General features: G+C 71.8%; 8 protein-coding genes. 5 read left to right on the top strand and 3 right to left on the bottom strand.

Features of this window, described 5'->3' with window-relative positions; all coding sequences use genetic code 11:
- Positions 1–618: 618 nt before the first annotated feature.
- Complete coding sequence (gene cysC / locus BMX97_RS23345; protein WP_348273135.1) at positions 619–1215, top strand: adenylyl-sulfate kinase; 597 nt, start codon at positions 619–621, stop codon at positions 1213–1215.
- Between the two features lie 71 nt (positions 1216–1286).
- On the opposite strand, the gene BMX97_RS23340 is transcribed toward cysC, so the two are convergent.
- Positions 1287–1505 (bottom strand): hypothetical protein, encoded by a 219-nt coding sequence (locus BMX97_RS23340; protein ID WP_139235002.1) that lies wholly within the window; start codon positions 1503–1505, stop codon positions 1287–1289.
- Positions 1506–1891: 386 nt separating this feature from the next.
- On the opposite strand from BMX97_RS23340, the gene BMX97_RS23335 reads away from it, so the two are divergent.
- On the top strand, positions 1892–3484 hold the full coding sequence (locus tag BMX97_RS23335) for a gamma-glutamyltransferase family protein (protein WP_091753617.1): 1593 nt from the start codon (positions 1892–1894) through the stop codon (positions 3482–3484).
- An 11-nt stretch (positions 3485–3495) separates the two neighbouring features.
- Positions 3496–4251, top strand: coding sequence for a 2-keto-4-pentenoate hydratase (locus BMX97_RS23330; RefSeq protein ID WP_091753616.1), 756 nt, complete (start codon positions 3496–3498; stop codon positions 4249–4251).
- Between the two features lie 75 nt (positions 4252–4326).
- On the opposite strand, the gene BMX97_RS23325 is transcribed toward BMX97_RS23330, so the two are convergent.
- Entirely contained in the window at positions 4327–6726 is a 2400-nt protein-coding gene (locus BMX97_RS23325; protein ID WP_091753615.1) for an EAL domain-containing protein, read from the bottom strand.
- Positions 6727–7051: 325 nt separating this feature from the next.
- Here BMX97_RS23325 and BMX97_RS23320 point away from each other — a divergent pair, with 325 nt between their 5' ends.
- Positions 7052–8263: an ABC transporter substrate-binding protein gene (locus BMX97_RS23320; RefSeq protein WP_091753614.1), complete on the top strand. Its 1212-nt coding sequence runs from the start codon at positions 7052–7054 to the stop codon at positions 8261–8263.
- Positions 8264–8270: 7 nt separating this feature from the next.
- Complete coding sequence (locus BMX97_RS23315) at positions 8271–9518, top strand: cytochrome P450 (RefSeq protein ID WP_091753613.1); 1248 nt, start codon at positions 8271–8273, stop codon at positions 9516–9518.
- 25 nt (positions 9519–9543) lie between these two features.
- Here BMX97_RS23315 and BMX97_RS23310 read toward each other — a convergent pair whose 3' ends face one another.
- Positions 9544–11229, bottom strand: a complete 1686-nt coding sequence (locus BMX97_RS23310; RefSeq protein WP_091753612.1) for a methyl-accepting chemotaxis protein — start codon at positions 11227–11229, stop codon at positions 9544–9546.
- Positions 11230–11539 lie beyond the last annotated feature (310 nt).

The raw sequence follows: 11539 nt of genomic DNA, 5'->3' as shown, positions 1-11539 counted from the left end.
CTCAAGTTGAAGAGCTGATCATAGCTGATCACAATAGTAACGGAGGCTCACGACCGACCGGCGTTTCCACCTGATCGTGTGAGCACCGAAACGTCGGACCAGCATCATCCTACTCACGACCAGACCCGAAGATCCGATCCGCAGGGACGACGCCGTCCACGCTTCTCTTTCTCGTATGAACTTGTCAAAGAGCGGGCCGGGCGAACCCGGCATCCATCGGCGAAAACAGGACCAGCGCCTGACCAAGGTCAGGCTTGCCGGCCCGGACTGTCTCGAAGATGGCTCAGCGCCCGGGCCGCTGTCGCGGCCGGCGCCGATGGGTGGTCGTATAGGCTCGGGGTTTCGGGCAGTCAACCGGTTTGTGAAGGGAGCACGACAACGACAGAGCCGGCCCGCCTCCCCTTCCCTCGACGGGCTGCCGGCCGCTCGCGAGAGCGGAGGACACGAACCTTCAAAACAGCGATTCGACGCCGCTTGACGGGCGTCGGCGACGTGCCGGAGAACGACCGGATCCGGCAAAAAGATTGGGCCGGACGGCGAGGACACCGATCACGGAAGAATGCCGTTCGCATGAACACCCCCTCGGACGGCGCGTCCGCCCTGTCGCCCGGAGCGACAATGGTGCAACGACCAGCCCTGACGATCGGCAAGCAGGCGCGGGCGGGCGTGAAGGGACAGGTGCCCTTGATCCTCTGGATGACCGGCCTGTCCGGCGCCGGCAAGTCGACGGTCGCGAACCGCGTCGAGGAGAAGCTGTGGCGGCAGGGCCGCCACACCATGCTGCTCGACGGCGACAGCCTGCGCTTCGGGCTCAACAAGGATCTCGGTTTCGCGGATGCGGATCGGGTCGAGAACGTTCGCAGGACCGCCGAGGTCGCCAAGCTGATGCTGGAGGCCGGCCTGATCGTGCTCTGCTCGCTGATCTCGCCTTTCCGGCGCGAGCGCGAGCAGGCGCGCCAACTGGTCGGACCGGGCGAGTTCCTCGAGGTCTTCGTCGACGCGCCGATCGAGGAGTGCCGACGGCGCGATCCGAAAGGCCTCTACGCCCGCGCGCTCGCCGGGCAGATCCCGAACTTCACCGGGATCTCGTCACCCTACGAGGCGCCGGAGGCTCCCGACCTCCATCTGCAAACGCACATCCACGACGTCGAGACCCTGGCCGATCGGGTCGTCGCCGAGTTGCGGCACCGGGGCGCCATCACCGGTGCCGCCTGATCACCGCGCGCTCGTCCGGGACGGCGGCGGCGGGTTCCGCTCGATCGTCGATGGGAGATCCCCGCGATGGCTCAGGCGGCCGGGGACGCTTCCTCGGCCTTGGCCTCCTCGGCGCATTTCAGGCAGAGCTGGCGCTTGGCGAGGAGGGCCGACACCGCGTTCGCGCCCTCGAAGCTGACGACGTGGCCGCATTCCAGCACGTTGAGCACCCGCTGATCGGGGTCGTCGCGCTCGCCGGACGGATAGCAGCGGATCGCCGTCACGCGGCGCATGGGGATCTCAGCCTGCATGGCGTAGTCCTGAAACCTCGTCTCGATGCGGCGAAACGGTCGCCGCCGCGGTGCGCCAGCCCTTTCGAACCGCCCCCGCCTCATCTCTCCATAGCACGGAACCGGCGTCGCCAGCAGGGCGGGCCGACATTGCGTCATGTCGCAGGGCTGGAGCGACTGGCACGGATGCTGCAGTTCCCGCGGCCGACCGGTCCGCCGGTTATGGCGCCGCTTGTCAGAGCCTGCTTGACGCCGGGCGCCGTTTGGGATCACCGCGTCGTGCGGGGCCGGAACGGCTCCGCGCGGGGACCGCGCCGCCCGGATGGCGGCCCGTCGCGGTCGAGCTCTCGGCCGGGGGGCGGACCGGTCGGCGCGAAACGAGAGACGAACCAGGAAGGAACCGTTCGGTGAGGGACTTCTCGAAGCCCGGGCGCTCGCCCGTCTATGCCGCCAACGCCGCCGTCGCGACGTCCCATCCGCTCTCGACCCTGGCGGCCATCGAGGTCCTGCGCTCCGGCGGCAACGCGGTCGATGCCGGCATCGCCGCGGTGGCGGTGCAGTGCGTGGTCGACCCGCTGATGACCGGCATCGGCGGCGACTGCTTCGCCCTCTACGCGCCGAAGGGCGGGCGTGCGCCGATCGCGCTCAACGGTTCGGGCCGCAGCCCGGCGGCGGCGCACGATGCCTGGTACCTCGAGCGCGGCATCACCCTCGAGCCGACCTCGCCCCACGCCGTCACGGTGCCGGGTGCGGTCGCCGCCTGGGCGAAGCTCCTGGACGACCACGGCACCCGCAGCCTCGGCGAACTGCTGCAGCCGGCGATCCGCTACGCCGAGGAGGGCTATCCGGTCCAGCCCCGGGTCGCCCTCGACTGGTCGCGCAGCGTCGAGCGCGTCGCCGGCGACCCGGCCTCGGCGGCGACCTACCTGGTCGACGGGCAGGCACCCGGCGTCGGCACCATCATACGCCATCCGAAGCTCGCCGCGACGCTCAAGCGCATCGCGGAGCACGGCCCGCGCGGCTTCTACGAGGGGCCGGTCGCGGAGGACATCGTGGCCCGCCTGCGAGACCTCGGCGGGCTGCACACCCTCGACGACTTCGCCACCGCCGCGCCCGAGATCGTCACCCCGGTGACGACGCGCTACCGCGGCTACGACGTCTACGAATGCCCGCCGAGCGGCCAGGGCCTCGCGGTGCTGATGATGCTCAACGTGCTGACGCATCACGACGTCGCCGGCCTGTCCGAGCTCGACCGGGTCCACCTCTTCGCCGAGGCCTGCAAGCAGGCCTACCACCATCGCGACGCGCTCTTCGCCGATCCGGTCCTGAACCGGGTGCCGGTGGAGCACCTGCTCTCGGAGGCCTGGCGGGCGAGCGCGCACGGCGCCATCGACATGGGCCGCGCCCAGGAGCCGGTGATCTGGCCGGAGCTCCCCAACCCGGAGCACGTCCACAAGGACACGGTCTATCTCAGCGTGGTCGACCGGGACGGCAACGCCCTGTCGCTGATCAATTCGATCTTCCAGGGCTTCGGCAGCGGCATCACCGCCCCGGAGAGCGGGGTGCTGCTGCACAATCGCGGCCTGTCCTTCCGCATCGATCCGGGCCACCCGAACACGATCGGCCCGCGCAAGCGCCCGATGCACACCATCATCCCGGGCATGCTGATGCGCGACGGCGAGACGGTGGCGCCCTTCGGCGTGATGGGCGGGCATTACCAGGCGATGGGCCATGTCGAACTCCTGACCGGCATCATCGATCGCGGCCTCGACGTGCAGGAGGCGTTGGATGCTCCCCGCAGCTTCGCCTATGGCGGCGGGGTCGAGATGGAGCCCGGCTTCGGCGAGGGCGTCGTCGCCGGCCTCCAGGCCCGGGGGCACCGCACGATCCCGGCCTCCGGCCCGATCGGCGGCGGCCAGATCATCTGGATCGACCGCAAGGCCGGCGTCCTCGCGGCGGGTTCCGACCCGCGCAAGGACGGCAGCGCCCTCGGCTATTGAGGAGGGATGCCATGCCGTTCGACATCGACGCCGCCGCGGCCGCCCTCGTCGAGGCCCGGCGCACGGGGAAACGCCTCGACGCCCTGCCGGAGGGCGCGCGTCCCGGCAGCGAGGCGCAGGCCTACGCGGTGCAGGATGCGGTCGCGCGCATCCTCGGTCCGGTGGCCGGCTGGAAGGTCGGGGCCCCCGGCCCCGCCGCCGCCCCGGCCCGGGCCGCGCTGCACGCCGACACGATCTTCGTCGAGGCGGAGACGCTGCCGGCCTCGCTGTTCCACGTGATCGGGGCGGAGGCCGAGATCGCCTACCGGTTCGGCCGCGACCTGCCGCCGGAAGCCGGCCCCTACGACCGGGAGGCGGTGCTGGCGGCGATCGCCACGATGCATCCGGCAATCGAGATCGCCGATACCCGCTTCGCGACGTTCGGCGCGGTCGACGCGCACAGCCAGCGCGCCGACCAGCAGAATCACGGCGTCCTGGTGCTGGGCCCGGGCCTGACCGACTGGCACGGCCTCGACCCGGTGACCCAGCCGGTGCGGCTCGCGATCGACGGGACGGTCCTGCACGATCGCGTCGGCGGCAACTCGGCGGTCGATCCGGTGCGGTTGCTGGTCTGGCTCGCCAACGAGGGAGCGCGCTCCCTCGGCGGGATCAAGGCCGGCCAGGTCGTCACCACCGGCTCCTGCACCGGCACGGACTTCGTCACGGCGCCGACGCGGATCGTGGCGGAGTTTCCGGGGCTGGGCAGCGTGGCGCTGGCGATCGGGTGAGGCCGTTACGGGCCGACCGGCCCGCTTCCAGACCGGTCGCCCCGGGCCGGCCGGGAGCCGGCGCGGCGCGGATCGTCAGGCCGCCACCGCGTCCAGCGGCACCGGGCGCCCGAACAGGTAGCCCTGCAGCTCCGTGCAGCCCTCCCCCCGGGCCGCCGCGCACTGGTCCTCGGTCTCGATTCCCTCGGCGGTGACCGTCGCCCCGAGCTGGGCGGCGATGCCGACCACCGCGCGCACGATCGCGGCGGTGTCGGGGTTGGCGATATCGGCGATGAAGGAGCGGTCGATCTTGATCGCGTCGAAGGAGAAGCGGCGCAGGTAGCTCAGGGACGAGTAGCCGGTGCCGAAATCGTCGAGGGCGATGCGCAGGCCGAGGCGGTGCAGCGCCAGGAGCAGGTCGAGGGCGTCGCTCTCGACGAGCAGGCTCTCGGTGATCTCGATCTCGAGCCGGTCGGGCCCGAGGCCGGATTCGCGCAACGCCGCCTGGATCGCGGCGATCAGGGGACCGTGGCGCACCTGGGCGGCCGAGACGTTGACGGCGACGCGGGCACCGTCCGTCCAGGTCGCCGCGTCGCGGCAGGCCTGGCGCAGGATCCAGGCGCCGAGGCGGTCGATCAGGCCGGTCTCCTCGGCGAGGGGAATGAAGGCCCCGGGCGACACGAGGCCACGGGTCGGGTGGTGCCAGCGCACCAGGGCCTCGCGGCAGACCGTCCGCCGCTCGGCCGCGGTGACGATCGGCTGGTAGTGCAGCACGAACTCGCCGCGCTCCAGGCCGAGGCGCAGATCGAGCTCGAGGCCGCGCTGCTCGGCCGCCGCCGCGTCCATCGCCGGGTCGTAGAGCCGGAAGGTGCTGCGCCCGGCGGCCTTGGCGCTGTAGAGCGCCCGGTCGGCCCGGGCCATCAGGGTGTCGGCGTCCGCGCCGTGGCCCGGGGCCAGCACCACGCCGATGCTGACGCCGACATGCATCGGCCGGGCGGCGACGGCGATCGGCGCCTGCATCGCATCGACGAGGCGCGAGGCGATCTGGGACGCCGCCAGCGGGTCGCCCTCGGCGAGGAGCACCGCGAACTCGTCGCCGCCGAGCCGCGCCAGGGTGTCATCGGCGCGCAGGACCGCCCGCATGCGCCGGCCGACCTCGCACAGGAGCGCGTCGCCGGCGGCGTGGCCCAGCGTGTCGTTGACCACCTTGAACCGGTCGAGGTCGAGCCACAGGATCGCGCAGGCCCGGCCGTCGCCGAGCAGGGCGTCGAGCCGGGCGCGGAACAGGGTGCGGTTCGGCAGGTCGGTGAGCGCGTCGTGGGCCGCCATGTGGGCGATCCGCCGCTCGGCCTCGCGTCGGGCGGTGATGTCCTCGACCTGAAGCAGGATGGAGGCGGGGTCGGTCGGCAGGGGGAGGCGCACGGCCGAGACCCGGGCCCATATCGTGCCGCCATCGGCGCGCGGGAAGCGCATCTCGCCCACCGCCGGCTCGCCGGCCTCGCCCGCCCCGGCGAGGAGCCGGTCGAGCAGGCCCGCCTCCTCGGGCAGGCCGAGGGCGGCGAGGGAGCGCCCGATGAGCTCGGCCGCGTCGCGCCCGACGGCGTGCCGGAAGGCGCGGTTGGCCTCGACCAGCGTGCCGGCGGCGTCGACCACCAGCATCCCGGCGGGCATCCGCTCGATGATGCCGCGCAGGTGGCTGGCGCTGCGGCGCGCCTCGGCCTCGGCGGCCCGCAGCGCCGTCTGCTCGCGCTTGAGCGCGGTGATGTCGAAATGCGCGCTCGTCCGGCCGCCCTCGCGCGCGTGCTCGATCACCCGGATCCAGCGCTCGCCCGGAAGCGGCACCTCGAACGGCGCGCCGGCGAAGAACAGGGCCTCGCGGACATGCGCCAGGAGCTGGGGCGGCGCGTCGCCGTCCGCACCCTGCCAGGCGCGCGCCACCACCGCCTCGAGGGTGAGGCCGACGGCCTCGCCCGGGCCGAGGCCGTAGAGCTGGCCGAACTGCCGGTTGGCCGAGAGGATGCGCCCGTCGGCGTTCGCCACCACGATGCCGTCCGGCGTATCGTCCTCCGCGGGCGTGCGGACGCCCGCGCCGGCTTCCTGGGTGATCCGGCGCCACAGCCGCACCCGGCCGAGGCCCGGGATGGTGTGGGCCGCCACCCGCAACCAGGTGCCGCGATGCTCGAACTCGAAGGGCCGGCTCTGGGCCTGATGGCGGGCGAGCCCGCTGGCGACGTACTCGTCGACGTAGCGGAATTCGTTCGAAGTCAGGCGGTTGCGGTAGAAGCGCCGCAGGTTCTCGCCGTAATGCTCGCCGATATGGACGAAGCCGTCATGCTCTGGGAAGAAGTACAGGAAGGTCTGGTTCCATCCCACGACGCAGTCGTCGGCATCGAAGGCGCACAGGCCGATGTCGAGGCCGTCGAGCAGGTCGGCGAGGAGCCCGATGCGCGGGTTGGGCTTCTGCATGCTGTCGACCCCGAATGCGTCCTGCGGCATCGCCCGTCCCGGTGACCGATGGCCCGGGAACGGCCGGAGCCGCTCTCGACGGTATCCTGTGCCCCGTCGCGACCCAAGCTCGCATGACCTGATTGACGTCGTCTTTCACTGCTTCATCGCGCGGCATGCCGCAGAGGGAGGCGCGGCGGGCCCGAAGCCCGTATCGGCCCGGATAGACCATCACCCGCGAGCCTCCCGCCGGACCCCCGTTCAATTCCCCATTCAATTCCCCTTGCCAGCCCGTCGCGGATCGGCTGTGAAGGCGCAAGTGACGACACGGGCGACCACGCGCGGGAACGACGCGGGCGCCCGGGAGGAGACCACGATGAACCGTTTCACCACCGGCCTGTGCGCGGCCGCCCTGACACTGGCGGTCCTGTGCGCGCCGGCCGCGGCGCAGATCTCCGACGACGTGGTGCGCATCGGCGTGCTCACCGACCTCTCGGGGCCCTATGCCGATAGCGGCGGGCGCGGCTCGGTGGCGGCGGCCGAGATGGCGGCCAAGGATTTCGGCGGCAAGGTCCGGGGCAAGCCGGTCGAGATCGTCTCGGCCGACCACCAGAACAAGCCCGACGTCGCCTCGAGCCTGGCGCGGCGCTGGTACGACGTCGACAGGGTCGACGCCATCGTCGACCTGCCGGTGACGGCGATCGCGCTCGCCGTCCAGGCGGTGGCCAAGGAGAAGAACCGCACGGTGATGATCACCGCGGCGGCGACCTCCGACCTCACCGCCAAGACCTGCTCGCCGGTTAGCTCGCACTGGACCGACGACACCCACGCGCTGACCGCCGGCACCGCCCGGGCGGTGTTCGAGCGGGGCGGCAAGTCCTGGTACTTCATCACCGTCGACCACGCCTTCGGCCACGCCCTGCAGAAGGAGGCGACCACGGTGGTCGAATCGCTCGGCGGCAAGGTGGTGGGCACCTCGCGCCACCCGATCAACACCGCCGACTATTCCTCCTTCCTGCTCCAGGCCCAGAGTTCGGGCGCGGACGTGGTCGCCTTCGCCAGTGTGGGCGACGACTTCACCAAGGCGGTCAAGCAGGCCGACGAGTTCGGCCTGACCGGCGGCCGCCAGACGCTGACCGGCTTCCTGGTCTACGTCACCGACATCAAGGGCCTCGGCCTGCCGGTGGCGCGCGGCCTGACCTTCTCGGAGGCATTCTACTGGGACCAGAACGACGCCGCCCGGGCCTTCGCCAAGCGCTTCCAGGAGCGCACCGGCGCGATGCCGACGAAGAACCAGGCGCTGATCTACACAGCCGTCACCCACTACCTGAAGGCGGTCGACAAGGCCGGAACCGACGAGGCGGTCGCCGCCAACGCGGCCATGCGGAGCCTGCCGGTGGCGTTCTTCGACCACCCGGCCACCCTGCGGGCCGACGGGAGGCTCCTCTACGATCCGGTGCTCTACCGGGCCAAGGAGCCGGCGGCGAGCAAGGGCCCGTGGGACCTCTACGAGGTCTTGCGCACCATCCCGCAAGGCGAGGCCTTCCTGCCGATGAACCCGGCCTGCGCGCCGAACGGGCGCGGGTGACCCGCGCGTGAACCGCACGAGCGACCCCGCCCTCGCCGAGGGGTTCGACCTCCGGCGCCTGCCGGACGGCTTCATCGCGAACCCCTACCCGGTCTACGCGGCGTTGCGCGAGCACGCCCCGGTGCATCGCCTCGGCGAGGGCCAGGTCCTGCTCTCGCGCTACGCCGACCTGGAGCGGGTCTACAAGGACGCCGCGACCTTCAGCTCGGACAAGACCGTCGAGTTCGGAGCCAAGTTCGGAGCCGGATCGGCGGCGGCGGCGGCCCCCTCCCCGCTCTACCGCCACCACACCACGAGCCTCGTCTTCAACGATCCGCCGCGCCACACCCGGGTCCGGCGGATCATCGCGGGCGCCCTCACCCCCCGGGCGGTCGCCGCGATGGAGGCCGGCATCGTGGCGCTGGTCGAGGATCTCCTCGACCGGGCGGCGGCACGCGGCACGATCGACCTGATCGAGGACTTCGCCGCCGCGATCCCCGTCGAGGTGATCGGCAACCTGCTGGGCGTGCCCCGGGACGAACGCGGGCCCCTGCGGGACTGGTCGCTGGCAATCCTCGGCGCCCTCGAGCCGGTCCTGTCGCCGGAGGTCGAGGCGGACGGCAACCGGGCGGTGACCGCGTTCCTGGCCTATCTCGACCGCCTCGTCGGCGATCGGCGCCGGAATCCGGGCGACCCGGACAAGGACATCCTGACCCGGCTGATCCTGGGCGAGGTCGGCGGCGAGCGGCTCTCCTCCGAGGAGCTGCTGCAGAACTGCATCTTCATCCTGAATGCCGGCCACGAGACCACCACCAACCTGATCGGCAACGGGCTCCACCTCCTGACCGAGCATCCCGCGGCCCGGGCGCGGCTCCTCGCCGAGCCGGAGCTGATGCGCAAGGCGGTGGAGGAGGTGCTGCGCTTCGAGAGCTCGAACCAGCTCGGCAACCGCGTCGCGACGACGGATTTCGCGATCGACGGGCAGGCCTTTCCGGCCGGCACCCAGATCACGCTCTGCATCGGCGCGGCCAACCGCGACCCGGCGCAATTTCCCGACCCCGACCGGTTCGACGTCGCCCGCGACCCCAACCGCCACCTCGCCTTCGCGAGCGGCATCCACCAATGCGTCGGCATGGCGGTGGCCCGGCTGGAGGGCCGGATCGCGCTGTCGCGCTTCCTCGCCCGCTTCCCCGGCTACCGCCTCGATGGGACGCCGGTCCGCTCGCAGCGGGTGCGCTTCCGGGGTTTCCTGCGCCTGCCGGCCCGGCTCGCCTGACCGGCCGCCGGGCCGGCACGGCACCTCAGGCCGCCTTGACCCGGGCCAGGAAGGTCGTGACCTCGTGGGTCAGCCGCTCCGACTGGCGCGACAGGTCCTGGGCCGCGCCGAGCACCTGGGTTGCCGCGGCGCTGGTCTGGCCCGCGCCGTCGCGCACGCCGACGATGTTGCCGGTGACCTCCTCGGTGCCGCGGGCCGCCTGCTGCACGTTGCGGGTGATCTCCTGCACGGCGCTGCCCTGCTGCTCCATCGCCGCCGCGATGCTGGCGGCGTAGGTCGACATGTCCTCGATCACCTTGGCGATCTGGCGGATGTCGCCCACCGCCTCGCGGGTCGCCCCCTGGATCTCGCCGATCCGGGCGCCGATCTCGTCCGTCGCCTTGCCGGTCTGGCCGGCGAGGTCCTTCACTTCCGCCGCCACGACCGCGAAGCCGCGGCCGGCGTCACCCGCCCGCGCCGCCTCGATGGTGGCGTTGAGCGCCAGGAGGTTGGTCTGGCCGGCGATGTTCGACACGGTGGCGACGAAGTCGCCGATCCGCTCCGCCGTTCCGGCGAGCCGCTGCACCGCGGCGTTGGTGCGCGCCGCGTCCTCCACCGCCCGGGCGGCGAGGTAGGACGACTGGGTCACCTGCTGCACGATCTCCTGGATCGAGGCCGTCATCTCCTCGCTCGCCGCGGCGACCGTCTGCACGTTGGCGGAAGTCTGCGAGGCCGCGCCCGCCACCGTCACGGTCTGGCGCGTCGTCTCCTCGGCCACCCCGGTCATGGCGCGGGCGGTCGCTTCCATCTCGGTCGCAGCGCCGGCGAGGCCCGCGGTGAGCCCCGAGACCGTGCGCTCGAAGTCCCGCGCCATGTCGTCGAGGGCGCGGGCGCGCCGCGTCCGTGCCTCGTCCTCGATCTCCTTGGCGGCGGCCGCCCGCTCGGCCTCGACGGCGTTGCGCTTGAATACCTCGACCGCCCGGGCCATCGCCCCGACCTCGTCGCCCCGCTCGGTTCCCGCGACCACGACCGTCCTGTCGCCGTCGGCGAGCCGGCCCATCACCCCGATGACGGTGCGCAGCGGCGACACCAGGGTGCGCGAGACCATCAGCGCCATCACCACGGCAACGCCGAGGCTCGCGGCGATGCCGATCAGGTTCATCGCGAAGGCGAGGCCGAAGGTCGACTCCTGCTCCTTCGTGCGGCTCGCCATCAACCGGGACTCGACCGCGCGGATCTCCGCGGCCTTGGCGCGCAAGGTGTCCATCATCGCCTTGCCGGCCCCATTCGACTGGAGCGCGCGGGCGCGCTCGCGGGTGCCCGGCTCGGCCATCAGGGCGATCTCCTTCTCGGCGACGTCGCGCATCCACGAGGCCGCATGGCGATCGAGCTCGTCAAGCCGCGTCTGCTGCGCCGGGTTGTCGGCGGTGAGGCGCTTCGCCTCGTCGAAGGCCGCCCGGTAGGCCGTCCGTCCCTCGCGGTAGGGCGCCAGGAACTGCGGGTCGGCCGAGATCAGGTAGCCGCGCACGCCCGTTTCCTGGTCGACCATCGCGGCGAGGATGCCCGAGACCGTGTGGAGGACCTCCTGCGTGTGGTCGGTCCAGGCGATCCGGTCCCTGATCGAGTGCAGGCTGGCGTAGCTCACCGCGCTCACCGTCAGGGTGATCGCGACCAGGCTGCCGAAGGCCAGGACCAGCTTGGGAAGGATCGTCAGGTTGTTGAGCACGCGCATCAGTGGGTCTCGCGGGGGGCGGGTCGCGGGAGGAGACCGACCGCGTGTCGGCTGCGTCAGTTGACGCCGGCCCAGGCTATGCGAGCAAAATTAAAAATCGGCTGCGATACTGCACAACAACTGTATATACCGAGATATAACGGCTAGAACTGCAAGATTTTCAACCGGAAGTTGATCAATCGAATATTGCTCTCCTCTTCCGCGCCTGCGGGATGAACCGCGATCGGGGTCGAGGCGGATGTCGGCGCGGCGTCCGGGCGCCGGCCGACCTCAAGCGGTCGTGTCCGGGGCGGGCGTGGCGCGCGGCCGG

This window comes from Methylobacterium sp. ap11 (assembly GCF_900110515.1).
Classification (GTDB): Bacteria; Pseudomonadota; Alphaproteobacteria; order Rhizobiales; family Beijerinckiaceae; genus Methylobacterium; species Methylobacterium ajmalii.
This window is presented reverse-complemented; position numbering and strand designations above follow the sequence as displayed.